Annotated in this window: 22 protein-coding genes; 11 read left to right on the forward strand and 11 right to left on the reverse strand. The window is 71.5% G+C overall.

Annotation, left to right across the window (positions count from 1 at the left end; genetic code table 11):
* Nucleotides 1-89 precede the first annotated feature (89 nt).
* Nucleotides 90-428: a YidH family protein gene (locus tag BLR90_RS07985; protein WP_091024259.1), complete on the reverse strand. Its 339-nt coding sequence runs from the start codon at nucleotides 426-428 to the stop codon at nucleotides 90-92.
* A 43-nt stretch (nucleotides 429-471) separates the two neighbouring features.
* Here BLR90_RS07985 and BLR90_RS07990 point away from each other — a divergent pair, with 43 nt between their 5' ends.
* Nucleotides 472-1,290: a thioesterase family protein gene (locus BLR90_RS07990; protein ID WP_091024261.1), complete on the forward strand. Its 819-nt coding sequence runs from the start codon at nucleotides 472-474 to the stop codon at nucleotides 1,288-1,290.
* Here the strand turns inward: BLR90_RS07990 and BLR90_RS07995 are convergent.
* Nucleotides 1,287-2,897 (reverse strand): hypothetical protein, encoded by a 1,611-nt coding sequence (locus BLR90_RS07995; protein ID WP_091024264.1) that lies wholly within the window; start codon nucleotides 2,895-2,897, stop codon nucleotides 1,287-1,289. The genes BLR90_RS07990 and BLR90_RS07995 overlap by 4 nt on opposite strands.
* A gap of 224 nt (nucleotides 2,898-3,121) precedes the next feature.
* Between BLR90_RS07995 and BLR90_RS08000 the strand changes: the two genes are divergently transcribed.
* Nucleotides 3,122-6,298 (forward strand): beta strand repeat-containing protein, encoded by a 3,177-nt coding sequence (locus BLR90_RS08000; RefSeq protein WP_143016152.1) that lies wholly within the window; start codon nucleotides 3,122-3,124, stop codon nucleotides 6,296-6,298.
* A 207-nt stretch (nucleotides 6,299-6,505) separates the two neighbouring features.
* Here the strand turns inward: BLR90_RS08000 and BLR90_RS08005 are convergent, their stop codons facing one another.
* Both BLR90_RS08005 and BLR90_RS08010 read right to left on the reverse strand, forming a co-directional pair.
* A complete protein-coding gene (locus BLR90_RS08005; protein ID WP_091024266.1) occupies nucleotides 6,506-7,585 on the reverse strand; it encodes a hypothetical protein in 1,080 nt (359 codons plus the stop codon).
* A gap of 151 nt (nucleotides 7,586-7,736) precedes the next feature.
* Entirely contained in the window at nucleotides 7,737-9,002 is a 1,266-nt protein-coding gene (locus BLR90_RS08010; protein ID WP_245715208.1) for an ATP-binding protein, read from the reverse strand.
* A gap of 366 nt (nucleotides 9,003-9,368) precedes the next feature.
* On the opposite strand from BLR90_RS08010, the gene BLR90_RS08015 reads away from it, so the two are divergent.
* From BLR90_RS08015 to BLR90_RS08030, 4 genes are read left to right on the forward strand one after another with little or no spacing between them, the layout of a single operon-like run.
* Entirely contained in the window at nucleotides 9,369-10,061 is a 693-nt protein-coding gene (locus BLR90_RS08015) for a (deoxy)nucleoside triphosphate pyrophosphohydrolase (RefSeq protein ID WP_091024268.1), read from the forward strand.
* A complete protein-coding gene (gene mshB, locus BLR90_RS08020; protein ID WP_091024270.1) occupies nucleotides 10,058-10,972 on the forward strand; it encodes an N-acetyl-1-D-myo-inositol-2-amino-2-deoxy-alpha-D-glucopyranoside deacetylase in 915 nt (304 codons plus the stop codon). Before BLR90_RS08015 ends, mshB begins: the two co-directional genes overlap by 4 nt.
* Before the next feature lie 4 nt (nucleotides 10,973-10,976).
* Nucleotides 10,977-11,330, forward strand: coding sequence for a DUF6113 family protein (locus tag BLR90_RS08025; RefSeq protein WP_091024272.1), 354 nt, complete (start codon nucleotides 10,977-10,979; stop codon nucleotides 11,328-11,330).
* 9 nt (nucleotides 11,331-11,339) lie between these two features.
* Complete coding sequence (locus tag BLR90_RS08030; protein ID WP_091024274.1) at nucleotides 11,340-13,094, forward strand: VanW family protein; 1,755 nt, start codon at nucleotides 11,340-11,342, stop codon at nucleotides 13,092-13,094.
* Between the two features lie 24 nt (nucleotides 13,095-13,118).
* Here BLR90_RS08030 and BLR90_RS08035 read toward each other — a convergent pair whose 3' ends face one another.
* Nucleotides 13,119-13,775 (reverse strand): response regulator, encoded by a 657-nt coding sequence (locus BLR90_RS08035; RefSeq protein WP_091024276.1) that lies wholly within the window; start codon nucleotides 13,773-13,775, stop codon nucleotides 13,119-13,121.
* Nucleotides 13,772-14,902, reverse strand: coding sequence for a sensor histidine kinase (locus BLR90_RS08040; protein WP_091024278.1), 1,131 nt, complete (start codon nucleotides 14,900-14,902; stop codon nucleotides 13,772-13,774). The genes BLR90_RS08035 and BLR90_RS08040 overlap by 4 nt, the downstream gene beginning before the upstream one ends.
* A gap of 162 nt (nucleotides 14,903-15,064) precedes the next feature.
* On the opposite strand from BLR90_RS08040, the gene BLR90_RS08045 reads away from it, so the two are divergent.
* Nucleotides 15,065-15,748 carry a hypothetical protein gene (locus BLR90_RS08045; RefSeq protein WP_091024279.1) on the forward strand — a complete coding sequence of 228 codons (684 nt, stop codon included), beginning with the start codon at nucleotides 15,065-15,067 and terminating at the stop codon, nucleotides 15,746-15,748.
* 12 nt (nucleotides 15,749-15,760) lie between these two features.
* Here BLR90_RS08045 and BLR90_RS21240 read toward each other — a convergent pair whose 3' ends face one another.
* On the reverse strand, nucleotides 15,761-16,708 hold the full coding sequence (locus BLR90_RS21240) for a GNAT family N-acetyltransferase (protein ID WP_218029423.1): 948 nt from the start codon (nucleotides 16,706-16,708) through the stop codon (nucleotides 15,761-15,763).
* Between the two features lie 63 nt (nucleotides 16,709-16,771).
* Here BLR90_RS21240 and fdxA point away from each other — a divergent pair, with 63 nt between their 5' ends.
* Both fdxA and dapC read left to right on the forward strand, forming a co-directional pair.
* Complete coding sequence (gene fdxA, locus BLR90_RS08055) at nucleotides 16,772-17,098, forward strand: ferredoxin (protein WP_091024281.1); 327 nt, start codon at nucleotides 16,772-16,774, stop codon at nucleotides 17,096-17,098.
* Nucleotides 17,095-18,204 (forward strand): succinyldiaminopimelate transaminase, encoded by a 1,110-nt coding sequence (dapC, locus tag BLR90_RS08060; protein ID WP_091024284.1) that lies wholly within the window; start codon nucleotides 17,095-17,097, stop codon nucleotides 18,202-18,204. Before fdxA ends, dapC begins: the two co-directional genes overlap by 4 nt.
* 47 nt (nucleotides 18,205-18,251) lie before the next feature.
* Here the strand turns inward: dapC and BLR90_RS08065 are convergent, their stop codons facing one another.
* A complete protein-coding gene (locus BLR90_RS08065; RefSeq protein WP_091024286.1) occupies nucleotides 18,252-18,647 on the reverse strand; it encodes a cupin domain-containing protein in 396 nt (131 codons plus the stop codon).
* 76 nt (nucleotides 18,648-18,723) lie between these two features.
* Between BLR90_RS08065 and BLR90_RS08070 the strand changes: the two genes are divergently transcribed.
* Nucleotides 18,724-20,793 (forward strand): hypothetical protein, encoded by a 2,070-nt coding sequence (locus BLR90_RS08070; protein ID WP_091024288.1) that lies wholly within the window; start codon nucleotides 18,724-18,726, stop codon nucleotides 20,791-20,793.
* Between the two features lie 168 nt (nucleotides 20,794-20,961).
* Here BLR90_RS08070 and BLR90_RS08075 read toward each other — a convergent pair whose 3' ends face one another.
* The 3 genes from BLR90_RS08075 to dapD form a co-directional block, all read right to left on the reverse strand.
* Nucleotides 20,962-23,070, reverse strand: a complete 2,109-nt coding sequence (locus BLR90_RS08075) for a GAF domain-containing SpoIIE family protein phosphatase (RefSeq protein WP_091024290.1) — start codon at nucleotides 23,068-23,070, stop codon at nucleotides 20,962-20,964.
* A gap of 126 nt (nucleotides 23,071-23,196) precedes the next feature.
* Nucleotides 23,197-24,156 carry a VldE C-terminal domain-containing protein gene (locus tag BLR90_RS08080; RefSeq protein ID WP_091024291.1) on the reverse strand — a complete coding sequence of 320 codons (960 nt, stop codon included), beginning with the start codon at nucleotides 24,154-24,156 and terminating at the stop codon, nucleotides 23,197-23,199.
* A gap of 26 nt (nucleotides 24,157-24,182) precedes the next feature.
* Nucleotides 24,183-25,130 (reverse strand): 2,3,4,5-tetrahydropyridine-2,6-dicarboxylate N-succinyltransferase, encoded by a 948-nt coding sequence (gene dapD / locus BLR90_RS08085; RefSeq protein WP_091024293.1) that lies wholly within the window; start codon nucleotides 25,128-25,130, stop codon nucleotides 24,183-24,185.
* 39 nt (nucleotides 25,131-25,169) lie between these two features.
* Here dapD and BLR90_RS08090 point away from each other — a divergent pair, with 39 nt between their 5' ends.
* The gene (locus BLR90_RS08090; protein WP_218029422.1) at nucleotides 25,170-25,514 is read left to right on the forward strand and encodes a DNA polymerase ligase N-terminal domain-containing protein; all 345 of its coding nucleotides are present in this window, start codon (nucleotides 25,170-25,172) and stop codon (nucleotides 25,512-25,514) included.
* Nucleotides 25,515-25,682: the final 168 nt, after the last annotated feature.

Raw genomic sequence — 25,682 nt, forward strand, 5'->3', positions numbered from 1 at the left:
TACGACGCCGAGTCGGCGTGAGGTGAGTGCACAAGCGCCGACTCGGCGATCTGGGAGCGTGCACAAGCGCCGACTCGGCGGCTCACGGGTCAGGCGACCAGTGCGACCGCGAGCAGCACGGAGATCGCGACCAGCACGACCGTCACCACGAGACCGAGCCCGAAGTGGGGGAGCGGCTCGCGGTGCCGCATCGCGCGCTCGATCCGCGCCCAGCGCCAGAAGGCCAGCGCGCTCATGAGCCCGCCGAACAGCGCGAGCCCCACGACCAGGGTGCTGCGCAGCCAGTCGGTGGTGGGGAACTCCAGCGAGTGCAGCGCCACGGCACCGGCGAGCATCGCCAGGGTCGTGCGCACCCACGCGAGGAACGTGCGCTCGTTGGCCAACGTGAAGCGCGGGTCGGGCTCGTCGCCGTCGTCGTAGACACCCATGGGGCCAATCGTGGCGGATGGACCGCGTCCTAGGCTCGGCACCATGCCTTCGGTGTTCGACAAGACCACAGCGGTGACCCCCGATGGGGACGGCCGCTACGCCGCCGAGCTCGACGCGGGCTGGGTGGTCGGCGGCGGCCTCAACGGCGGCTACCTGCTCTCGCTCATGGGCAACGCCATGCGCGCGGCCCTGCCCGGCAAGCCGGACCCCCTGGTGGTCAGCGCCTACTTCCTCGGCGCGTCCGCCCCGGGAGCCGCGACTGTCGAGGTCGACGTACGACGGTCGGGTGGCAGCACCGCCACCGTCGCGGCCGACCTGCGCCAGGGCGACGACACCCGGATCACGGTGCTGGCGACCTTCGGCGACCTCGACCGCAACGCAGGCGACGTGCGTACGACGGCGCAGCCTTTCGAGCTGCCCCCTATAGAGCAGTGTGTCCCCAACACGATGGCGCCACCCGAGGTGCGCAGGATCGCGCCCCTCATGGACCGCTTCGACATGCGCTTCCACCCCGACCACGTGGGCTGGGCGGTGGGGCAGCCGACGGGGGAGGCCGTGATGAGCGCCTGGTTCAAGCTGGAGGACGACCGCGAGCCCGACCCGATCTCGCTGCTCCTCGTCGTCGACGCCCTGCCGCCGGTCACCTTCAACCTGGCCAAGCCGGGCTGGGCGCCGACCCTCGAGCTGACCGCGCACGTGCGAGCCAAGCCCGCACCCGGCTGGCTGCGCGTGCGCCACCAGAGCCACAACGTGGCCGGCGGCATGTTCGAGGAGGACTGCGAGGTGTGGGACTCCGCGGGACGTCTCGTCGCCCAGAGCCGCCAGCTCGCGCTGCTGCCGCGCCCTGCTCCTGAGGCCTAGTCGACCTCGACCACGTCGGGGTCGCGCGTGCCCCCGCCCTGGAGCAGCCACCAGGCCGCCCGGCGGCGTACGTCGTCGTCGGGATGGTCGGTCAGCGTGGCGAGCTCGGGTGAGCCGTGCATGCCGAGCGCGAACAGGGTGGCGTGCTGCTCCGAGGGCCGCGACCGGGTGAGCCCCTCGGACATGGTGCGCGCCTGGGTCGGGGTGGGCGGCACGTGGTTGAGCCCGACGTTGATCAGCGCCCGGGGGCGGTGGGCGTCACGGGTCTCGAGGACCGACGACCGCAGCGCCTGCGACTGGGCCTTCGTCGAGCGGACCCGCATCAGGACGGTCCACGCGCGCGCGGCGATGAAGTCGTCGGGGTGGGACGTGAGCTCGTGGCAGTGGCTGGCCACCGCCGGCGCGTAGGGGCTGGCCGCGAGCATCAGTGCGGCGTGGTGGCGGCGCGCCTTGTGGGTGTGGACCAGCGACTCGCGCACCAGGCGGTGCAGCATCATGTCCGACTCGACCGGGTGGTGGGAGGGTGTCGACTCCTGTACGGCGACCGCCAGCCGTGATGCGAGCTGGGCTGCCTTGCGCGGGGCGATCAGCTCGTGGGTGCCGCGGGAGCGAGCCACGAGCGCCTGGACCCCGGGGTCCCTGAGCCGACTCTCCACGTTGGTCCAGGACGGCTCGGGCAGCTCGACTGCCAGGTCGAGCGGGTCCAGGTCGCCGTCGAAGCTGACTCCTCGGGCCAGCCGCCGCTCCACGTGCTCCTCGAGCGCCGGCAGCGCGCGCCCCTCGAAGTGTCCGCGCGCGATCTTCGCGGCCGCGACGGAGGAGGCGGCCCGGTGCAGGTGCTTGGCCGGCGAGTTGAGGAGCCGCAGCACCAGGTCGCTGGCGGCCTGGTCGGAGACCTCGGCGAGCAGGTTGAGCACGGGGGCGACCACCTGGGTGTCGGGGTCCATGACGAAGTTGCCCAGCGCCATCGAGACGTGGCGCTTGGCGCTGGGGTGGTTGAGCAGGCCGACGGCGGCCTCGAAGCGGCGGACGTAGCCGACGCCGGTCGCCGTGGCGAGCTCCTGGACCAGGTCGGTGCAGATGCGGTTCCAGTCGTCGTTGCGCAGAAAGACGTGGTCGTAGTACTGAAGGGCAGTGCTCGCCGCGAGCCACTCAGCACCCGTCGCGGACCCCCCGGAGACGACCCCGAGGAGCTCGTCGAGCTCGGCGTCGGGCACCGCTCCGACGCCCCCTCGGTCGCGGGTCGCCGCCGGCGTACCGAAGGCCCGACGCAGGCCGCTGACGGTCGCGGTCAGGGAGCCGGGGGTGCGCCCGAGCACCTCTTCATAGGCAGTGATCGCCCGCGGCGGGACGTGCAACGCGCCGGACTCCCAACGCGACAGCCGAGGGGCGTCGACGGTGATTTCACGCTCAGAAAGGCGCGAAATGAAGGACTCGCGCCTGGCGGAGTCGGGGTCGGCACCCAGGATCCGGCTGGTGACGAGCAGCCACGCGATCCGGGACTCGGGGCGGATGGAGGACCCGGAGAGGTTGGAGGAGTCCTCGGGCAGGTGGAGCGGCCGACCACGTCGACCGGCGGACGTGCCCGCCTTCCGCGACTGCGACAAGGGGTTCCTTCCTGAGGGGCAACCGAGACTCGCGACGCGACGGATGGGGCCGTCGCGGCAATTGTTGCCGAAGAAAGTTCGGACGGCAACAACCACCTCTTGGGGAGTAACGCTCTTTAAGTTGTCAATCGCATCGGTCCGTCGTTCGACCATCTCGGGAGTTCGACGCGGCTCGATGACGAGGGCATCAGTTCCTCGTGATCATTCATTCGGAAGGAATACGCATGAACAGCAGCGGCATCAAGCGGGGACTGGCCACCACGGCCATCACCGCACTGGCAGTAACGGGAATCCCGTTCCTCGCCACCTCAGCTAACGCAGTCCCCCTGGACAGCTCCGTGCCTACGGCGACCAGCGTCATCGTCGTCGCGCCGGACACGGCCATCGCGTCCACCAAGAACGACGGCCAGAACACCACGATCCGCCTCGAGGCGCTCGGTGGCACGTCCGTCGCGCAGGTGCGTTTTGAGTACAGCATCGGTGTGGGCACCTACAACCCCATCGCCACTGTCTCTCGCAACGACAACGGCGCCTTCTCGACCGAGTGGGCTGCGGCGGGTCTCAACGGCGCGACCGTGAACATCCGCGCGGTGGGCATCACCGCCGGTGGTGTGGATGGCACGACCACCACCCCGGACGTCGTCGCGATCAACTCGACTAGCGACACCGTGAACGTCAACGACGGGGCCAGCATCGCCGTCTTCCAGAAGCCGGACTACGACGGGGCCGGTGCGGATGTTGCCGCGCAGAACGTCGCCGTGTCGGGCACCTCGTCCTCGACGACCGGCGCGCCTTCGCTCGCCTTCTGGGACCCGAGTGCGGCCGCCTACGTGACCGGTGGCACCGCCACTAGCACGACGACCGGCACCCCCGCGCCTCCCACCGGTACCTGGTCGGGCGTGCTCGACATCACCGGCTACGACTACGGCACCAATGACGAGCTGCTCGTCAAGGCCACGCAGACCACGGACGACGCTGAGGCGTTCGCCCTCGTTAAGCAGGTCATCACCACCGTCACGGCCGTCGCGGACCGCACTAACGTGCCGGCCGGCGAGACCGCCACGGTCGTCGTGACTGTGCGCGACCAGAACGGCACCCCCGTTGTGGGCGCCGAGGTTCGCGACTCTGATGGCAACCTGATCGGTCAGACCAACAGCCTGGGCCAGGTCACGACCACCCAGGGTCCGGGTGCTGAGTACTACTACGCCAACGCCACGGCTTCCGACCCTTACGAGGCCAACCTCGGCGACAAGCAGTCGCAGACCATCACGGTCACCGGCTTCAACGCCGTACCCACCACGCTGGCGGGTACGTCCACGGACGGCGCAGCCTTCGACTTCGACGAGTACGTCTCTGGAGACATCTTCGTTCAGGTCAAGAACCAGAACGGTGGCAACCTGGACGTCGACGACAGCCAGGACCTCGAGTACTACTGGGTCGTCACGCCCTTCGACGGTTCTGCCCAGGTGCGGTACCCCACCGCCCCGGCTGTCTCGACCCAGACCACCGACGCCGGCGGCAAGTTCGTCGTCGATCTCCCGGCCGCGCCCCGCATCTCGGGCACGTACGAGCTCTTCGCCGCACTCGACGCTGACACCCTCGGCAACGGCGCGATCGCGAGCAGCAAGGTCCTGACGGTCAAGGCTGGCGAAGCCACCGTGACCTACGACGAGACCAGCCCCGAGTCGGCTCCTGCCGGCACGGACGAGGTTGTCGACGGTCAGGTCGTGCTCGAGGACAAGACCACTGGTCTTCCCGGCCGGTCGGTCGTCCTGACCTACCAGCAGGGGACCACCGGTAGCGACCCGGTCAAGGACGCGAACTTCGTCCCCGCCACCGGTGTCGTGCTGACGTCCACCCGCACCGTTACGACGGGCGCCGACGGTTCCTTCAAGGTCACCGTCGACGACCCGGCCGATACCCCGCAGGGCACCGAGCTCGGCGGCAACGTCGACGCGGTCGTCACCGGCATCGGCGCCAGCGGCATCGTCAACGACCAGGGCGTCGACTTCGTCAGCGCCACTGCTCCCGCCGGCTCCACGGTTGTGATCACGCCGATCACCGCTGTTGTCAGCCCCGGCGAGGCCCAGTCGGGCACCGCTACGGTCACCCAGCCCGATGGCGCCGACCTCGGCACTGACCGCGACCCCGTCGCCGGCCAGCTCGTCACGCTGACGGTCGACAAGGGCTTCTTCACCAGCGGTGCGGAGGAGACCCCCTCCGTCGTCGGTGCTGACGCCGGCAACCTGGTCAACCTCGGCACGTCGATCACGGCGGTGACCAACGCTGCTGGCGAGGTCACCTTCAAGACCGCGATCGAGCGCGACGCGGGCTTCGACGACGACGGCCTCGTCACGTCGATCGTGACGGCGACTGCCGGCACCGGCGTTTCCGACACCGAGGACGTGGACTACACGTCCGCCACGCCGCTCAACGGTGGCACGGTTGAGATCGCCCTCTCGCCTGCGAGCGAGCAGGACGGTCCCACCGACCCGGCCATGGTCGGCGACCGCGTCTTCTACGACGTGTTCGTGACCGACCAGTTCGGGAACCTCGTCGGCGGCGAGTCTGTTGCCATCACGGACAACGAGGAGGACGTCACCGTCGTCACGAGCCCCGTGGTTTCGGACTTCGACGACAACGGTGACTTCTACGTGACCGCCTCCCAGGCCGCCAGCGCCACGATCACCGGCACCTGGAGCTCGGACTCGTACGAGTACACAACCACCACCGGCACCGCTCTTCCCTCGACCGACGAGCCCCGCACCGGCACCGCCGACGTGGAGTTCTACGAGTCGGTCGTGACCACCACGACGATCGAGTCCACCCCCGAGGGCGAGGTCCCGGTCGGCACTGCCGTCACAGAGACCGTCACCGTCCTGGACCAGGAGGGCAACCCGATCCCGAACGTCGCTGTGGAGTTCATCCGCAACGGCCCGGGAGCCGGCGACGGCGACGCCAACGTCGAGCGCACGACCAACGCGCAGGGCAAGGCGTTCTACACCTTCATCGGTACACAGGCCGGCGTCGCCAACATCACCGCCACGGTGACGTCCAACGACGGCATCGAGACGCTGAACGACTCGGTCGTCTTCGTCGCCGATGAGCCCGTCGGGCCCGTCGCCATCGTCGCCAAGCTCTCCGGCAACGACAACGGTGCAGCCAACGACAAGCTGAAGGTCAACGCCCCGTCGATCGCGCAGGGTGCTGAGGTTCGGCTGTTCAAGGTGATCGACGGTCGCCGGATCCAGGTCGGCAAGACGAAGGGCCTGAACCAGTTCGGCAACGCCGTGTTCATCGTGCGTGACCGCAACGGTGGCCGCCTCACCAAGTACGTCGCCGTGGTCGTCAAGACCGCGAAGACGCTGGGCGACACCACGAACCCGAAGCGGGTTCGCTGATCTAGCACCACCACGTGAGGAAGCTCCGGGGCACCTAGTGCCCCGGAGCGGACTCTCAGGGGTATCTTCCGTATCCCCCTAGCAACACTGCCCCAAGACGGGACGCACAGACGCGGTCCGGGCCTTCCTCTCACGCCGCTGCGAGAGAAGGGCCCGGACCGCCTGTCGCATTTACGGGCACTTCGCCCCGCGGCTGGTTGAGGCCGCTCACGCGAAGCGGGAGCGCCGCATCGAGAAGATCCAGCGCCGCCACGGGTGCTCGGTGACCGACCACAGCAGGTCGGTGTCCGGCCAGTAGGCGATGTCCTCGGGCCCCATCGGGGTCGCGAACCGGTGCCGGCGCAGGTCGCCGGGCTGACCGACGTACAGGGAGCCGGGCGTGAACGACCCGTGCGACACCGTCAGGTGGTAGCGCCCCCCGGCCATCACCGCACCCTGCATCTGGCCCACGCCCACGCCCAGGCCGAGCGGGCGGGAGACGCCGTCGTCGTCGGTGGCGGGCAGCAGCGTGTCCGCGTCGAGCGGGAAGCTCACGAGCCGCCTGGTGGCTGTGCCTCGGGCGTACTCACCGGCGATGAGTGCCGGCGGCGAGGATGACCGGTCGAGCGACAGGAACGAGTAGCGCAGGCGCTCCTCGCCCTCGTCGGTCTGGGCCTGGTAAGCGAAGCGCGTGGGCAACACGTAGCGATAGCCGTACGACGCCACGCGGTCGTTGAGGATGCCCAGCTGGTTCGCGGGGCCGGCCAGGGCGTCGGGGACCCGCACCAGGTCGTCCAGGCGGCAGGTGAAGAGGCCCTTCGCGGTGGCCGCGACGTGGAGGTAGGGCCCGCACCACACCAGGCCGCCGGCGTGCACCCGCAGGGGCGAGAGCCCCAGGACGCCGTCCTTCAGCTCCGGCACCACCAGCAGCACGTGGCGGTAGCGGCGGGTGTCGAGGTCGAAGATCGTGATCCGGGCGCCGTGGTTGCCGCTGCGGTCGCCGGGCAGCTGCTTGGCGTACCACGCCACGACGACCAGCCGGCGTCCGCCGACCGTCCCGGTCTCGGACGCGTCGGCCGACGTCGTCACGCCCTGCGGCCACCACCGGAGGTCGCGGCGGTCGGCGGCGTCGAAGGTGAAGGCCTGGTGGACCGCGGGGAGCGGCAGCCAGGAACGGCGTCCGGCTCGGTCCAGGTCCTCCAGTACGGCCTCGACCCCGACCCGCCCGCCCACGAGCCCGGCGAGGGCGTCGATCTCGTCGGCGTTCTCGTCGGTCCGCACCAGGTGGATGCCGGGGGAGGAGGGCATGGGGCGACGTTAGTGCCCCACGGTGGTTTCGAGGCTCAGGCGCCAGGGCGCCTTCGCGCCTCAACCACCGAGGGGGGCCTGGCGGTGGTTGAGGTGCGAGGAGCGCGAGCGACGAGCCTAGAAACAGCAGCACTGGCACCGCCTGATCGGCCTAGGCCCAGAGTGACGAGTAGGGCAGGGCCCAGAGTCGGTCTCCGAACGGCAGCGCCTGTGTTCCGGTGTAGAGGACGACTCCCATCGCGAACCGGCTGCCCAGCTTGTCCCGCAGGAAAGTCAGTCCCTTGAAGTCCCCCTGCGAGACCGATCCGGCGGCCTTCATCTCCACGCCGGCCACCTGTCGTCCGTCGCTCTCGACAACGATGTCGACCTCCAGGCCGTCGCGGTCACGGAAGTGGAAGAGCCGTGCGGGCGTCTCGGCCCACACCAGCTGGCGGCGGAGCTCGCCTGCGACGAAGGACTCGAACAGGCCACCCGCGGCGTCGCTGACGGCTCCCGGCGCCATCGCCGCGGGCGTGACGTGGTTGAGCCGTGCCGCGAGGCCGGTGTCGAGCAAGGAGACCTTGGGGCGTCCCGTGACCCGCTTGGTGAGGTTGTCACCCCAGGCGGGCAGCACGTGGATGAGGTACAGGGTCTCCAGCAGGTCCAGGTAGCCGGGCAGGCTGGTTTCGGGGATGCCGGCGCCGTTGCCGACCCGCGCCTTGACCAGCTCCCCGGAGGTGTTGGCTGCCAGCAACCGGAGCAGGTCGGGCAGGCGGTCCAGGTGGGCAAGACGACTCACATCCTGGACGTCGCGGGTCATGATGCGCTGCACGTAGTTGTCGAACCAGGCGTTGCGGCGTCGTTCGGCCCGGCTCAACGGCTCGGGGTAGCTGCCGGCGCAGATGACCTGGAGGTAGTCGTCGCGGGTCAGCGTGCCGGCCCGGCTGCGCATCGCCTTCTCGTCGCCCGCCAGGAGGCGGTCGACGAAGTCCTCCCGGCGACCGGCCAGCTCCCCCTGGCTCAGCCCGTACAGGACCACGGTCTCAGCCCGGCCGGCCAGGCTCTCCTCGGTGCCGGGGATCTGGAGCAGGTCAGCAGACCCGGTGACCAGGAACCGTCCCGGTCGCCGGTCCTCTTCGACGGCGTCCTTCATCGCGCGCACGAGCTCTGGCACGCGCTGGACCTCGTCGATGACCAGCAGTCCGTCGGACTGGCGGACGAACGCGTCGGGGTCGGCCCGGGCGGCGTTGTAGGTCGCGGTCCCGTCCAGGCTCAGCACGGTCGCGTCCCGATCGGCGACCACCTCTCGGACCAGCGTGCTCTTGCCCACCTGGCGGGCGCCCTGGATGACCGTGATGGGGGTGTCCTCGAGGGTCTCCTCGACCAGTCCCTGCGCGTACCTGGTGCGCATGCCCGTCAGTGGACCCATGGTGGCCATGCCTGCATCCTACTGCGCTGACCTGCGATGACGATGACTTCGTCGCGGATTCGCGGTATCTCTGTCGCGGATTCGCGATACTGGAGTCGCGGATTCGCGGCGTCTGAGTCGCGGGTTCGCGGCCGCGTTGAGCTCGCCGCGCGATCGCGTGAATGCGCACTTCCTTCCCAAGGTCGGCGACCGCATGCGAGCAGCAGCAGGAACGTGATCACGAAGTGGAAGAAGTAGTCGACGAGGAAGGCGATGACGACCACGACGACGTCCGTCGCCGTCGGCGAGCGCCGAAGGCTGGTACCGATGGGGGGTTTCGAGGCTCAGGCGCCGGGGCGCCTTCGCGCCTCAACCACCGTGGATAGCCTGGGCGGCATGTCCCAGGTCGTCGGAGCCGCCATCGTGCGCCACTCACGCGTGCTCGCGGCCCGCCGTACGGCGCCCCCTGAGGCCGCGGGGCGCTGGGAGCTGCCCGGAGGCAAGGTGGAGCCGGGAGAGGACCCCGCAGCGGCCCTGGAGCGCGAGGTGGCCGAGGAGCTCGGCTGCACCGTCGAGGTCACGGGCTGGCTGGCCGGGCGGGCGCCGATCGGCCAGCCAGGCAACCAGACCCACGAGCTGACCGTCGCGTTCGCACGGCTGGTGGCGGGGGAGCCGGAGCCGACCGAGCACGACCAGGTGCGCTGGCTGACCCGCGACGAGCTGGGCGAGGTCGACTGGCTCGAGCCCGACCGGCCGTTCCTGCCCGAGATCGCCGCCCGGCTCGGGTCCCCCGACGCCTTGCTGCGCGCGATCTTCTTCGACGCCGACGACGCCCGCGCGGTGCGCGACCGCCTGACCCGCGACGGCTTCGAAGCCAGCGTGGTGCGGGAACGCCTGCACGGCGAGGACGACGACGAGGACCACCCGTGGGCGGTGCTCAGCGATGCGCCTGAGCTCGTGGTGGAGCTGCTGGTCGACGAGTACGACGGGTGGCTGGACCGCGACGACGACGCGGCGCCGGTCGCGACCCCGTTGGACCTGCCGGCGGCACCGAGGCGTCGGGTGGGTGACACTACGATTCCCACATGAGTGAAACGCCGGGTCACCGGCTGCTGCTGGTCCACGCCCACCCCGACGACGAGTCCATCGGCCAGGGCGCCACGATGGCGAAGTACGTCGCGGAAGGACGCGGGGTCACCCTGGTCACCTGCACGGCGGGCGAGATGGGCGAGATCCTCGTCCCCGGTCTCGAGCACCTCGCGGCCGACCAGGACGACACGCTGGGCGAGCACCGGCGCGGCGAGCTGGACGACGCGATGGCCGCGCTCGGCGTCACCGACCACCGATTCCTGGGTGGCTTCGGCACCTACCGCGACTCGGGCATGAAGTGGCACGAGGACGGCCACGCGGTCGCCGCCGACGAGGTGCACGACAACGCGTTCTGGCACGCCGACCTGACCGAGGCGGCCACCCACCTGGTCGCGGTGATCCGCGAGGTCCGCCCGCAGGTGCTGGTCACCTACGACGAGTTCGGCGGCTACGGCCACCCCGACCACATCCAGGCGCACCGCGTCGCGACGTACGGCGCCGCGCTGGCCGCCGTACCGTCCTACCGTCGTGACCTCGGCGAGGCGTGGGACATCCCGAAGGTCTACTGGGGTGCGATGTCCGAGACCCGGATGCGCGCCGGGCTCCGCTCCCTGCGCGACGCCGGTGACACGACCACGTTCGAGGGGATGGACCCCGACGGTCCGCTGCCGCCCTTCGTGACCTCCGACGACAACCTCGCGGCCATGGTCGACGCCCAGGACTTCCACGAGCAGAAGATGTCCGCGCTGGCGGCGCACAAGACGCAGATCACCACCGACGGGCCGTTCTTCGCCCTGTCCAACAACGTCGGCTCGACGGCGTGGGGCATCGAGTACTACCGGATCGCCAAGGGCACGCGCGGCGAGGTCGGCGACGACGGTCTCGAGACCGACCTGTTCGCCGGCCTCTGAGTCCGTGAAGCCCGTCGTCGCCGTCGGCCTGCTGCTCGGCGGGGCCGTCGTGGGGCTGGCCGCGGTCGCCCTGCACACGATCTGGTGGGGGCTGCTGCTCGGCGCCCTGGCGACCGCCGCCACCGTCTACGCCCTGCCGGCCGGCTGGTGGCTGCGGGCGTCGTTCGGGGTGGGGTGGGCCGCCTTGGTCGGCTACCTGTCGGTGCCGCGTCCCGAGGGCGACTACGTGATCTCGGCCGACACCAACGGCTACCTGCTCCTCGGGCTCGCCGTCGCGGTGCTCGTCGTGTCCCTCGCGACCCTGCCGAGACCTACCAGCAGGCGGGCGGATACGGGTAACGGGCCCTCCGCTTCATAGGATGCAGCGGTGACCCTGTGGGACGAGACGACACCGACCGAGCCCGACCCGCGTCGTGAGCGCGAGGGCGGCCGCGTCGTCTGGCTCGTCCTGGTGGGGCTCGTGCTCCTGGTGGCGGGCGGCTACACCGCGGCCTACCTCTCCGCCGGCGACAAGGTGCCGCGCGGCGCGACCGTCGCCGGGGTCGAGATCGGCGGCCGTACGCCGGAGGGCGCGGCGTCGGCGCTCGAGGCCGGTCTGGCCGACCGGGCCGACGCACCGATCAACGTCAAGGTCGACGGCAGCACGGAGTCGGTCAGCCCAGAGGAAGCCGGGCTCTCGGTCGACTACGCCGCGTCGGTCGAGCAGGCCGGTGGCGAGCAGAGCTGGGAGCCCACCCGGCTCTGGGACTACTACACCGGCGGCGACGACCTCGACGCAGTGGTCGACGTCGACGAGGACGCCATGGAGGCGCTCGTCAAGCGCCTGGCCGGTGACCTCGGCACGGAGCCCACCGACGGCGCCGTGGCGTTCAGGAACGGTGAGATCGTCGTCACCGACCCCGTCGCGGGCGACGCCATCGACCCCGACGAGGCACGCGACGCGCTGGTCGCGGCGTACCTCTCCGACGACGACGCCGAGCTCACGTTGTCCCCGTCGCAGCCGGAGATCGACGACGCCGACGTCCAGGCCGCGCTCGACGACTTCGCCAACCCCGCGCTGTCCGGGCCGGTGACGCTGGTGTTCGGCGACTCGCGGATCCGGCTCCAGCCGCGTGAGTTCGCGCCCGTGCTGGGGATGAAGGCGGAGGACGGCGCCCTGGTGCCCTCGCTCAACACCAAGAAGCTCACCACCCTGGTCGCCTCCGGCATCAGCGACGACGGTGCCCCCGTCGACGCGTCGTTCGAGGTGGTCGACGGCAAGCCGCGGGTCATCCCGGCGAAGCCCGGCGTCACCTACGACCCCGCCGACGTGACCGACGCGTTCCTGACGCTGGTCGCCAAGTCCGAGGGCGAGCGTGAGATGAAGGTCGAGGCGACCGTCGACGAGCCCGAGTTCACCACGAAGGACGCCCGCGCGCTGAAGATCAAGGAGCAGGTCTCGACGTTCACGACCTACTTCCCCTACGCGGAGTACCGCAACATCAACATCGGCCGTGCCGCCGAGCTGGTCAACGGCACCGTGCTCGAGCCCGGCGAGACGTTCTCGCTCAACGGCGTCGTCGGGGAGCGCACGCGCGAGAACGGCTTCACCGAGGGCTTCATCATCAGTAACGGCATCTTCAAGGAGGACCTCGGCGGCGGCGTCTCGCAGATGGCGACGACGACGTTCAACGCGATGTTCTTCGCGGGGCTCGAGGACATCGAGCACAAGCCGCACTCGTTCTACATCGACCGCTACCCGGTCGGCCGCGAGGCCACCGTGGCCTGGGGCGCCGTCGACCTGCAGTTCCGCAACGACACGCCGTACGGCGTGCTGATCGAGGCCAACCTCAACCCGAGCACCGGCTCCTCGCAGGGTGAGCTGACGGTCTCGATGTACTCCACGAAGTACTGGGACATCACCACCCGCACCGGCGACCGCTACGCCTACGTCTCGCCCGCGACCCGCACCCTCGACACACCCGACTGCTACCCCAACACCGGCTACTCCGGCTTCCAGATCGACGTGTGGCGCTACTTCAAGAAGCCCGGCTCCGACGAGCTCGACCACTCCGAGAAGTTCCACACCAGCTACACGCCGTCCGACACCGTCATCTGCAAGCCGCCCGGCTCGATCGACTGACTTGGCGCGGGAGGTCAGCGCAGGTCAGGTGGGGGACTCTCCCGGCCGGACGAGGCCTGACTCGTAGGCCAGGACGACGAGCTGGGTCCGGTCCCGCAGCGCGTGCCGGGTCAGCACCTCGCTGAGGTAGCCCTTGACGGTCGTCTCCGCCAGGTGCAGGTCAGCCGCGATCTCGCGGTTGGACAGCCCGCGCGCGACAAGTCGTACGACGTCGGTCTGACGCTCGGTGAGCTGCATCGTCCGTGCCGCGCCAATGCGGGGTGAGGTGAGGTGGGCCTCGATCAGGCGTCGGGTGATGCTGGGCGCGAGCAAGGCGTCCCCCGACGCCACGGCGGCGATGCCGTGCCACAGCTGGTCGCGCGGCGAGCTCTTCAGCAGGAAGCCGCTCGCTCCTGCCCGCAGCGCCGCGTGGACCACCTCGTCGGTCTCAACCGTGGTGAGCACGAGGACGCGGCACGCCGGATGGCTCTCGACGATGCGCGACGTGGCCTCGATGCCGTCGAGCCGGGGCATCCGGATGTCCATCAGCACGACGTCCGGGGCCGTCCTGGCGACTACGGAGACCGCGTCCACACCGTCGGCCGCTTGGCCGACCACCTCGATCCCGGGGCCGGCGCCGGCGATGACGACGAGACCCTCACGCACCAGCTCCTCGTCGTCGACGACGACGACGCGGATCACGAGGCGGTCCGCGGGAGCGTGGCGACCACGGAGTAGCCGGAGGTGGCGCCCGGGCCCGCCTCGAAGGTGCCGCCGAGGGCGAGCACCCGTGCGCGGAGTCCGGCCAGGCCCGAGCCGGTCCCGCCGTACGACGACTGGTGGGTCGGGCCGGTGCTGTCGACGCGCAGGTGGAGCGCCTCGGTGTCGTGGCGCAGGACGATGTCGACGCGAGGGGACAGCGTGTGTCGCATGGCGTTGGTCAAGCCCTCCTGCACGAACCGGAACGCCGCCTGGTCCACGGCCGGGGTGAGCCCGCCCGGGCTGCCCTCCTCCGTGAGCGAGACGCCCACCCCGGCCGCTCTGGCCCCTTCCACGAGCGCCGTGAGCCGGGACAGCCCAGCGGGAGCGTCGGAGCCGGCGGGCTCGCGCAGGAGGGACAGCATCGCGTGCAGCTCGGCGAGGGCGTCGCGGCTGGTGGCGCCGATCGCGGCCAGGGCCCGACGGGCGCCCTCCGGTTCCGTGTCCAGCAGGGCCTGACCGGCTTCGGCCTGTACGGCGATCAGGGTCACCGCGTGGGAGACCACGTCGTGCAGCTCGCGGGCGATGCGTCGTCGCTCGTCCTCGACCGCGGTCTCCGCCTCGCGGCGCAGTGCCTCGTTGCTCCCGGCGAGCGTCGCGAGATCGCGGCCGCGGCGGCGGAACGCGAAGCCGAGCCCTGCGGGCAGCGCGAGGAAGAGCGCGAGGGTGGGCGGGATGTTGGAGACGGAGTCGGACGGGTCGACGCTGATCGAGAGGGAGATCGCCGCAGCGAGCAGCCCCAGCCCCAGCAGGGCCTCGCGGCGCTCGGCGTAGGCGGCCACGGAGAAGGCACTCACCAGGATCCCGAGCAGCAGCGCGACCTGGTCGGGTGACTCGGTGACCACCGACTCCGACGCGAGCGCGAGGCTGACCAGGGCCACCGAGAGGGCGGGCTGGGTGCGGCGCCAGAACAGCCCGAGCGGGGCCAGGGAGGCCAGCAGGATCCGGAGCAGGACGTCGTCGTCGGTCGCGAGGGCCGTCTCGACCACGGTCGCCGCCAGGAGGGCCGCGGCCAGAGCCAGGTCCCACCAACCGGTCCAGCGCGGGTCCGCCCGCTCGCCGTCTCGCATGGGCTCACGCTAGCCACTCGGGCGCCTCAGCACCCCCTCCTGCGGAAGGGGATCGCGCAGTCCTCGCGGACGGGCCGGCGGGGACGTACGGCGGTGCCGACGGACCGTTCGCCGTACCTAACGTCGAAGTCGTTCATCCGACCCCTCCGAGAGGCCCAGACCATGAAGAGCATCCCGCGCACCCGGCTCGCTTTCGCCGCCGTCATCACGACGACCACGCTGCTGGTCGCCGGCTGCGGCGACGACACCCCTGCGTCCAACGCGGTCGACGCAACGCCCGCACCCTCGGAGGCCACGCCCTCGGAGACCACGCCGTCCGAGAGCACGCCGGCCGCGCCCGAGCCGGTCCCGCTCACCGACCACGTCGTGGACGCGCTCCCGGGTTTCACGGCAGACGGTGTGGCCACCCTGACCGACCTCAAGGCGTTCGCCCGTGAGCACGAGAAGACGGTGCAGGAGCTGAAGGACAGCGGCATGCTCGAGGCCGCCTCGCTCTCCTTCCAGCCCAGCGGCGGTGAGGGCTTCGCCATGTCCATCGCAGCCTCCTACGCCTCCCCGGAGCAGGCGGAGGCCGAGGCCGCGCGACTGTTCGCCGCCAACTCCGAGCCCGACCCCGGCACGGTGGTCACTCCGCTGGAGCTGGCCGGTATCCCGGGCGGCCAGGCGATCCAGATGACCGGCAAGGAGGGCGGTCTGGCGTTCACGGGCACCGAGGTGGTCTTCGTCGACGGTGCCGTGATGCACGAGGTCTTCGCCTTCGCGCAGGACCCGCTGCTCTCGGTCGAGGACGTGCTGGCGGCCGCGACCGCGGTCTACGAGGCCGTGGCCGGGCACCCGGTCGGATGACGGAGCGGGCGCTCAGGTCGGGGCGAGGTAGCGGTAGCGGTGGTGCTCGCGGAAGCCGAGCCGCTCGTAGAGCGCCAGGGCGGGCTCGTTGTCGCCCAGCACCTGAAGGTAGGCCGTGGTGGCGCCCTGCTCGGCGCCCCAGTCGAGCAGTGCGGCCATGACCGCGAGCGCCAGCCCGCGCCGACGGTGCTCAGGCGCGACCTCGAGGCTGCGGAAGCCCACCCAGTCGCGGTCGTACGCCGCCACCCCGCCGCCGACCTGCTCGCCGGTGTCGAGCAGCAGGCGGGCCGTGGCCTGGTGTCCGTCTACGTCCACCTGGACGCCCGCCACGTCGGCATGACGCAGCGACCGCATCGCCTGGCTGACCGCGGCGAGCTGGAAGACGGTGTCGGCGTCGTGGCTCTCCAGCGCCCAGCCGTGGCCGCGGAAGAGGTCGTCCTCGGCGGAGTCCGGGAGCACGGCCGCGATCGGGCGGCCGGTCGAGGCGGCGTAGAACTCCACGACCTGGGCGTAGTCGTCGGGCACGCCGGACGGGCCGAAGGCGAGCACCGAGTTGGCCCGGCGGGCGGTCGCGGCGGGGGAACGGCGCAGCACCCAGTCGCCGACCGGGTGGGTCTCGAGGTCGGCGAACAGCGCGAAGCCGCGCTCCTGCGCCTCGCGGGCCGGCACCCGCTGCCGTACCGAGGGCCGTGGCGGCACCGGCTTGCCGGACACGATCTCTGCGAGCGCGATGGTCACCGGGGGACCGGCCGCGGGCTGGACGACGCACACGCCGTCACCCCACGCCGTACAGACCCCGAGCAGGTCGGTCTGGCGCGGGCCGCCGGACGGGCCGGTCTCGCCAGGCAGCACACGGCGTACGACGATCCGTTGGCCGACGATGTGTGGGCCGAGCCCGTGCGCGCCCACATGTTGGCCCACGTGCTGGCCCACATGCTGGGGTTCCTGCGTGTCGGCCACGTCGGGATACTAGGCTGGCCCTGCTCTCGAACGCCCCGGATCGACCGTCCTCAGGAGGAACCGGTGACCTACGTCATCTCCCAGCCATGTGTCGACCTCAAGGACCGTGCCTGTGTCGACGAGTGCCCGGTCGACTGCATCTACGAGGGCAAGCGGATGCTCTACATCCACCCGGACGAGTGCGTCGACTGCGGCGCGTGTGAGCCGGTCTGCCCGGTCGAGGCGATCTTCTACGAGGACGACGTGCCGGAGCAGTGGAAGGACTACTACACCGCCAACGTCGGCTTCTTCGACGACCTCGGCTCGCCCGGTGGCGCCGCCAAGATGGGTGAGATCGACAAGGACCACCCCATCGTCTCCGCGCTGCCGCCGCAAGAGCACGACGAGTGACCTTCGGCCTCCGGCCCAAGGTCTCCGCCCGGCTCCCGGACTTTCCCTGGGACCACCTCACCGAGTACGCCGCCCGGGCGCGCTCGCACGCTGACGGCATCGTCGACCTGTCGGTCGGCACCCCGGTCGACCACACGCCCGAGGTCGTCCAGCAGGCGCTGCGCGACGCGGCCGACTCGCCCGGCTACCCGCTCACGGTCGGCCTGCCCGAGACCCGGCAGGCCTGCCTCGACTGGCTCTCGCGCCGGCACGGGGTGACCGGCCTGGGTCTCGACCAGGTACTGCCCGTCATCGGCTCCAAGGAGCTGATCGGGTCGCTGCCCGTACACCTCGGCCTCGGCGCCGGTGACCTGATCGTCTACCCCGAGCTGGCCTACCCGACCTACGAGGTCGGCGCGGCGCTCGCCGGCGCCCGCGCGGTCGCGACCGACTCGCTCACGTCGCTCGGCCCTGAGACGCCGGCACTGCTATGGCTCAACTCGCCGTCCAACCCCACGGGGCGGGTGCTGCCGGTCGACCACCTCAAGAAGGTCGTCGACTGGTGCCGCGAGCGCGGCGTGATCCTGGTCTCCGACGAGTGCTACCTCGAGTGCGCGTGGGAGGCCGAGCCGGTCTCCGTGCTGCACCCCGACGTCTGTGGCGGCTCGGCCGACGGCATCCTCAGCGTCCACTCGCTGTCCAAGCGCTCCAACCTGGCCGGCTACCGGTGCGCCTTCGTCGCCGGTGACGCTGCGCTGGTCGGCGAGTTGCTCGCCGTACGCAAGAACCTCGGGCTCCAGATGCCCGGCCCCCAGCAGCGGGCCATGGTCGCCGCGCTCGACGACGACGAGCACGTCGCCGTCCAGCACGCGACGTACGCCGCCCGCCGCGTCGTGCTGCGCACCGCCCTCGAGGGCGCCGGTTTCCGCATCGACCACTCCGAGGCCTCGCTCTACCTCTGGGCGACGCGTGACGAGGACTGCTGGGACACCGTCTCCTGGCTCGCCGAGCGCGGCATCCTGGTCGCGCCCGGCTCCTTCTACGGCCGCAAGGGCAACCGCCATGTGCGGGTCGCCTTCACCGCGACCGACGAGCGGGTCGCCGCCGCCGCGGCTCGCCTCGCCTGACTCACCGCGGCGGCGGGTCTCCTGTTCGATGGCACAGGCGGGTCGGGTCAGGAGCCGGCGGGCACCAGTTGGGCGTGCAGGTGGTCGATGACGCGTCCGTGGGCGACCTGCGGGGAGAAGAGGACGACCTCGGCGTCCTCGTGCACCGCGACGCTGTGGCCACCGGGCCAGAAGAAGACATCGCCGCCGCTGACCTGCTCGGCACTGCCGTCGCCGTAGCTGACCGCGACCTCGCCGGTGATGAGGTAGCCCCAGTGCGGCGCCTGGCATTGGTCGCCCTCGAGCCCCGCGAGCAACGGGGCGATGTCGGTGCCCGCCGCGAGCGAGAAGTACTCCGCCCCCATGGTCTCGTCGGCCGTGGTCGCCCCGAAGCCCTTCAGCTGGCGGGCGACGGCTCCTGGTACGTCGATGCGGGTCGGGATCTGCTCCTTGGGGAGGTGCATGGTCGTTTCCTCTCGTCGATGACGGACGCCGTGTCCGTCATCACCAAGGCGTGACAATCGATGTCACAATGCGACAGTGACCGGCCTGGACCGCGCCCGAGCGGCGCTGGCGGTCGGGGACTGGCCGACTGCCCTCGACGCAGTCGGCCGCGAGCGCTCGACCGACGACCACCCGGAGCTGCTGAAGGTGCGCGCCCAGGCGGCGTACGGCGTCGGGGAGCTCGAGCTCTCCATCGCGTCGTGGGAGGACCTCTACTCACGTCACCTCGGCGACGGCGCCGAGCGTGAGGCCGCCTGGGCAGCCGGCATGGTCGCGATGTTCCTGATGATCGATACCGGCCTCATGGCGCCGGTGCGGGGCTGGCTGCGTCGCGCGGAGCGGCTGGTCGGCGAGGATGCCGACGCGCCGGCGCACGCCGTCGTGGCCATGACCCGGGCCTACGAGCGGGTCATGTGCGGCGACCCCGTGGGTGCCCTGGCCGCCGCGGCGCTGGCCATCGAGCTGGGCGAGCGGCTCGAAGTGCCGGCCGCGGTCACCATCGGCCGGACGGCGACGGGACGGGTACTCATCGCCGAGGGCCGCGTCGCCGACGGGCTCGACCTCCTCGACGAGGTGGCCGTGCAGCTGATGTCCGGCGAGGTCGACCCGCTGACGACCGGGATGATGTACTGCGAGCTCATCTGTGCCGCCCAGGGCCTGGCGCTGCACGACCGGGCCCGGGAGTGGACCGAGGTCATGGAGCGATGGCGTCATGGCTCCGCCTACGGCGGCGTCCACGGCCGCTGCCGGGTGCACCGGGCCGAGATCCTGCGGGTGACCGGGCCGTGCGATCTCGCGGAGGCCGAAGCCCTGGGTGCGTGCGAGGAGCTGCGACCCTGGATGCGCCGTGAGTTCGGCTGGCCGCTCGTCGAGCTGGGCAACATCCGTCTCCGCAAGGGCGACCTTGAGGGCGCCGAGGAGGCCTTCCTGGCGGCGCACGAGCACGCCTGGTCACCCCACCCCGGTCTGGCCCTGCTGCGGCTCGCGCAGGGCGACGTGACCACGGCCGCCGCCCTGGTGGCCGACGCCATCGAACACCCGATCGAGGTGCCCTGGAAGGAGCGCCCGCCCTTCGGTGACCTACGACTGGCACCGTTGTACGACGCCCAGGCTGAGATCGCCGCGGTGGCCGGCGACGCGGGGACGCTCTCAACGGCGGCTTCTGCCCTGCGGGACGTCGCCGAGCGCCACCCGAGCCCCGGCCTGGCTGCCTCGGCGGCCCTGGCGACCGCACGTGAGGCGCTGCTCGCCGGCGACACCGACGCCGCCATCGATGCCTCGTCGGGCGCGGTCGCGGCCTGGGCCGACCTGGGGGCGCCCTACGAGACGGCCGGCGCCCGGGTGGTGCTGGGTCATGCCCACGAGGTCGCCGGGAGTGCCGGGAGGGCGCGCATGGAGTGGGAGGCGGCGCTCGCGGGTTTCGCGGGGTTCGGCGCCCCGGGCCGGGCAGACCAGGTGCGCGAACTGCTCGACGGACGCGCGGTGGGGCCGCCACCGGTCCCCACGTCCGGCGGCTCGATCTCGGCGACGTTCCGGCGGGCCGGCCGGGGCCGATCGGTGTGCTTCCGAGGTCACGAGGTGCTGGTCCCCGACCTCAAGGGCTTCCGCTACCTCGAGCGGTTGCTGGCGGCGCCGGGCCGGGAGTTCCACGTCCTCGATCTGGTTGCGGTGGAGCAGGGCACGCTGCGCTCAGCTCGCGCGGACGCCGGTCTCGACGGGGTCGGCGTCCCCGCTGTCGGGCTGCCGGTGCTCGACGACGAGGCGCGGGCGGCGTACCGCAGGCGGCTCGGCGAGGTGGAGGAGGACATCGCGGAGGCGGAGGAGCACGACGACCTGGCTCGACTGACCCTGGCCCAGCGCGACCGGGACTACCTGGTGGCGGAGCTGACGCGGGCCGTGGGTCTGGGAGGCCGGGCACGCACCGTCGGCGGCACCTCGGAGCGGGCGCGCACGAGCGTCGCGCGGTCGCTGCGCTACGCCCTGCGCCGGCTCGGCGAGGAGCACGCCGACCTCGGTGCCCACCTCGACCGGACGGTGCGCACCGGCACCTACTGCAGCTACGAGCCGGACCCGCTCACGCCCGTGGTGTGGGAGCTAGGCGGTTAGCGCCGCCGCTCGATCGAGGCGAAGCGGGCGCGCCCGCCCCGGCCCCACGCAGGGCCCCGGGCCTATCCGCGGCAGCAGGGACGGCCAGGATCGGCACGCGAGCAGGACTGCGATGACTCCCGAGGTCTTCATCGCCGGCGGGGTACGTCCGGTCGTCCGGCGAGGGTCTCAGTCCGCGTCGGGCTCGTAGCGCGCGAGGAGCAGGGCCAGGTCGTCGTCGAGGCTGTGTCCGGTCGTCTGGAGAAGCTCCTCCAGGACCTGGGACAGGGCCAGGTCGAACGGCGCGGTGCCGGCCGTGCGGAACAGCGGGGCCGGGTCCACGAACGCGCCGTCTCGCGTGCGCGCCTCGACCAGACCGTCGGTGAAGAGCAGCGCTCGGTCCCCGGGCTCCAGCCGACCCGACGCCGGCACCGGGTCGACGCCGAGCCCCAGTGGCGGCGCGTGGTCGAGCTCGACCATGTCGACCGCACCGCTCGCGCGCAGCACGACTGGTGCCGGATGCCCGCAGGAGACGACGGTGAAGCGACCGTCGTCGGTGATCTCGACCAGGACGCCCGTGACGAAGTCCTCGTCGGTGAGGAGGTGCGCGCGCATCCGCTCGTCGATCTCGCGCGCGACGTGGGCGAGGTCGCTGGTCCCGGCCGCGGCGGCACGGAACTCGCCGAGCACCACGGTGGCGGTGCGCACTGCCGCGAGACCCTTGCCGCGGACGTCCCCGACGAGCAGCCGCACCGACCCCGGGGCCGCCACGACCTCGTAGAGGTCACCCCCGACCTGGGCCTCCACGGCTGCGCTGACGTAGCGGGCAGAGAGCGCGACCGGCCCGACCCTCTCCGGGGGCGGCGCCAGGATCGCGCGCTGGGCGGCCTCGGCGACCAGGGTGACGCCGGCAAGCCGCTCGCCCTGCCTCGCGAACGAGGCGGCCGTGTCGAGAGCCATCGCCACGCGGTCGGCGACCGCCTCGAGGAAGCCCAGGTCCTGCGCGCCGTACCGGCGACCCGACTCGGCGTGGATCAGGGTGACGACGCCGAAGACCCCTTGGCGCCCGGTGAGCGGCGCGACGATCGCGCTGGTCAGGCCGAGGCGACGCAGGATCTGGAGGTGCTCCTCACTCTGGGCGCCGGCCTCCACCAGCTCCTGGGGGATGAACGGGAAGTGCTCGCTGAGCCCGGTGCGGATGACGTTGGCCGCACCCGTCGGGGCGTCCATGTCGGTGGGAAAAGCGCCTTGCATGCTCAGCGCCCACGCGGTGGTCTCCGGATCGCGGTGCTGGACGGCCGCCGTCTCGAGCTGCCCGTCGCGCAGGAGCTGCACCGAGCACCAGTCCGCGAAACGCGGAACCAGGAGCCGGCAGGTCTCGGCCAGGGTGGTCTGCAGGTCGAGGCTCCGCCCCAGCGTGAGGGATGCCTCGGCCAGCAGGGCGGTCCGCTGCGTCGCCGAGTCGCTCTCCTCCAGTTCGCGCGCCCGCACCACGGCCTGGGTGAGGGCGCCGGACATGGACACCAGGAGGGACTCGTGTCCCGCGGTCGGAACCACGCCCCGGGGGAAGGTGAGGGCAAGCAACCCCAGGATCGTCCCCTCGTGATGCAGTGGCAGCAGGTGGAGGCTGCGCTCCTCGCCGTAGTAGCCGCGCAGGGCCGGGAAGTCTGCCTCGATCTCGGCCAGCGACCGGTAGTGGCGGACCTTGCCGTCGCGGGCCGCGACGGCGCCGGGGACGTCGGCGGTCAGCGGCAGCTCGTGATACTGGTCGGCTTGCGCGCCCCCGCGGCCCATCCACGCGATGGAGCGCAGTACGTCGTCGGCGTCAAGGACGTAGACGAGGGCCGAGGTCGCCCCCACCGCCACCGCTGCCTTGCCGACGAAACCCTCGGCGACGTCCTTGACGGTGCGGGCACCGGTGAGCTCCGACGCGAGCGCGTCGAGCATCGCCTGGGCGAGCCCGCTCGTCTGCTGGACCTGGCGACGGCGCCGGTCGCTGATCACGAGGGCCGCCACGGCCCCGGTAGAGATCGCCGCGCAGGCGGCGAGTCGGACGGCCCAGTCCGTGCCGAACCCGTCGTGCCAGGTGCCGGACACCGCAGCCAGCGCGGTCCCGAGGACGGCCACGGCCGCGGCGGAGCGGGTAGGCCCGGTCGCGGACGCCAGGACCGTGGCGCCTGCGTACGTGCCACCGAGGGCGACCCCGGTGGCGAGGTCCACACCGACGAGGACGGCAAGCGTGGCGACGCCGACCATCAGGGCGACGTCCGTGCGTGCGGTCCACCGTCCTGACGTCACGCTCGTTCTCCTCGTCCGCGCTGGTTCCGCCCGCGTCCCCGAGCCGCGCGGCGGGTTGGTCGCGGCAGAGCCAGGCTAATCGCCGAAGTCCCGTCACGTGCCGGAACCGTGGACCCGGTGTACGGGTCAGTCGAAGACGTCGACGTGCACGTGGTCGCGGTGCTCGAGGATCTGGCGGTCGCCGTTGCGTGACGGCGGGTCGTAGTCGCGCCACCCCTCGTCGTCGCCAGCCTTCCAGATCCGGTCGTCGAAGATGACGGTCTGGACGCCGAGCCGCTCGGCCTGGGCGACCAGGTAGTGGGCGATCGCCCAGCCCCTGGTCTTGTTGGCCGGGCTGACCGGGCGCACGAAGATGTCGACCGCGCGGCCGTCGTAGTGGGCCGAGCCCTCCATGTGGCCGTCGCTCACGCCTCCGGGGGCGAAGCCGCCCAGTGACAGGTCGCCGAAGACGCCCTCGGCCTCCTGGCGGACCGTCTCGGCGCGTGCGGTCAGGCCGCTCGCGACCAGCTCGGGGTCGGTCGGGACGCTGTCGTCGTCGATGTCGCAGACGAAGGCGCCGCGGGAGTTGCCCGTGAGGGCCGACGCGAGGACCCGGGCGTCGGCCTCGTGGTCGGCGTAGGCGCCGGGGAAGCCGGAGCGCTGCACCTCCTGCGCGGCCTCGGTGATCTCCAGCGCCTCGTAGCCGTCGACCTCGACCAGGCCGTCGTAGAACGCGTTGGTGGCGTAGGCGGGGTCCAGGATCTCGTCGACCGAGCCCCAGCCCATCGACGGCCGCTGCTGGAAGAGGCCGACCGAGTCGCGGTCGCCGTAGTCGAGGTTGTAGAGGTCCGACTCCTGGTACGCCGTGGCCAGCGCGATCGACGCGGCGCGCGCGGGCAGCCCGCGCCGGACGGAGATCGCCGTGATCAGCGCGGCGTTCTCGGCCTGCTCCACCTCGAGCTCGACCGTGTGGCCGTCGACGGTGGCCGTGCAGGTGTCGGCGACGGTCCCGAGCGGGCCGTCGCCGGTGAGTACGCCGTACCCCACCGCGGCCACGACACCCACCGCCGCGAGGCCGATGACCGCCGTGCTCACACCTCGTCCCATGCGTCGAGTGTCCCGGGTGGGGCCAACTAGTTGCTGTGCAGCGCCGCGTTGAGGGTGATTCCGTCGCCCTGCCACGGGACCGCCTCGATGGCGCCGGTGACCGAGTTGCGGCGGAAGAGCACGTTGCTGGCGCCGGAGAGCTCGAGTGCCTTGACCACCTGCGGCTTGCCGTCGATGTCGCGGATGGTGACCTTGGTGCCGGCGGTGACGTAGCAGCCGGCCTCGACCACGCAGTCGTCGCCGAGGGAGATGCCGATGCCGGCGTTGGCGCCCAACAGGCACCGCTCGCCGATCGAGATCACCGTCTTGCCGCCGCCCGACAGGGTGCCCATGATCGACGCGCCACCGCCCACGTCGGAGCCGTCACCGACGAGCACCCCGGCGGAGATCCGTCCCTCGACCATCGAGGCGCCGAGCGTGCCGGCGTTGAAGTTCACGAAGCCCTCGTGCATGACCGTGGTGCCTTCGGCGAGGTGCGCACCGAGCCGGACGCGGTCGGCGTCGGCGATACGGACGCCGGACGGGATGACGTAGTCGACCAGCCGCGGGAACTTGTCGACCCCGAAGACGGTCACGTGCTGGCCGGTGGCCCGCAGCCGGGCGCGGGTGGTCTCGAAGCCGGCGACGGGGCACGGACCGGCGGAGGTCCACACCACGTTGGTGAGCAGCCCGAACACTCCCTCCATCGAGATGGAGTGGGGCACGACCAGCCGGGTCGAGAGCAGATGCAGGCGCAGCCACACGTCCTCGGTCGAGGCCGGGGGAGCGGACAGGTCGGCGATCTCGACCAACCGCACCTCACGCCGTACGCCGCGGGTCTCGTCGTCGCCCTCGAGCGCGGTCAGGGACGCCGGGGCGTCGCCGCCGTCGGCGGCGCCGAGCGCCGGGGAGGGGAACCACACGTCGAGGACGGTGCCCTCCGCGTCGAGGGTGGCGAGGCCGTGGCCGTGGGCTGTCGTGGGTGCGTCAGTCACGGCTCCACCCTAGGGTCCGGCGCCGGGCACAATGTCAGTGTGTCCAGGCCGGTGTGGGTGCTCCACGAGCACGAGCAGCCGCGTCACCACTTCGACCTGCGCCTGGAGGAGGGCGGGACGCTCCGGTCGTGGGCGGTGCCCAAGGGGCTGCCGACCGACAGCCGCCACGACCGGCTCGCCGTCGCGGTGGGCGACCACGACCTGGACCACGCGACCTACGCCGACGAGCACAAGTCGATCGCCGACCACGGCTGGTGGGAGCTGGTCGACCGCAACGAGCGCCGGTTCGTGTTCGACCTGCACGGCACCACCGGCGTACGGCGTTTCGCACTGATCGACACCGGCAGCGACTGGCTGCTGCACCTGGTGAAGGACCAGCCGTGACCGATTGGTCGAGGGCTACCGGAGCGCCGTAGACTTGACCCACAGGCGTTCGAGCCGTCATCAGCGGCGAGCCTCCGGAAGAACACGAAGTGCCGAACTACTTCGTCAGTAGAACCGGACGGGTGGGCCCGTCAGAGCCTTCGACAAGAGTGGTCCCGTCAGGGGCAA

This window comes from Nocardioides szechwanensis (assembly GCF_900103935.1).
Lineage (GTDB): Bacteria > Actinomycetota > Actinomycetes > Propionibacteriales > Nocardioidaceae > Nocardioides > Nocardioides szechwanensis.

Coding starts and splice junctions, on each gene's coding strand:
- BLR90_RS08015 (WP_091024268.1), top strand. CDS start 9,369: ATGTCCCAGGTCGTCGGAGCCGCCATCGTGCGCCACTCACGCGTGCTC.
- BLR90_RS08045 (WP_091024279.1), top strand. CDS start 15,065: ATGAAGAGCATCCCGCGCACCCGGCTCGCTTTCGCCGCCGTCATCACG.
- BLR90_RS08005 (WP_091024266.1), bottom strand. CDS start 7,585: ATGCCCTCCTCCCCCGGCATCCACCTGGTGCGGACCGACGAGAACGCC.
- BLR90_RS08010 (WP_245715208.1), bottom strand. CDS start 9,002: ATGGCCACCATGGGTCCACTGACGGGCATGCGCACCAGGTACGCGCAG.
- BLR90_RS07990 (WP_091024261.1), top strand. CDS start 472: ATGCCTTCGGTGTTCGACAAGACCACAGCGGTGACCCCCGATGGGGAC.
- BLR90_RS07985 (WP_091024259.1), bottom strand. CDS start 428: ATGGGTGTCTACGACGACGGCGACGAGCCCGACCCGCGCTTCACGTTG.
- BLR90_RS08040 (WP_091024278.1), bottom strand. CDS start 14,902: ATGCGAGACGGCGAGCGGGCGGACCCGCGCTGGACCGGTTGGTGGGAC.
- BLR90_RS08065 (WP_091024286.1), bottom strand. CDS start 18,647: ATGCACCTCCCCAAGGAGCAGATCCCGACCCGCATCGACGTACCAGGA.
- BLR90_RS08080 (WP_091024291.1), bottom strand. CDS start 24,156: ATGGGACGAGGTGTGAGCACGGCGGTCATCGGCCTCGCGGCGGTGGGT.
- mshB (WP_091024270.1), top strand. CDS start 10,058: ATGAGTGAAACGCCGGGTCACCGGCTGCTGCTGGTCCACGCCCACCCC.
- BLR90_RS08000 (WP_143016152.1), top strand. CDS start 3,122: ATGAACAGCAGCGGCATCAAGCGGGGACTGGCCACCACGGCCATCACC.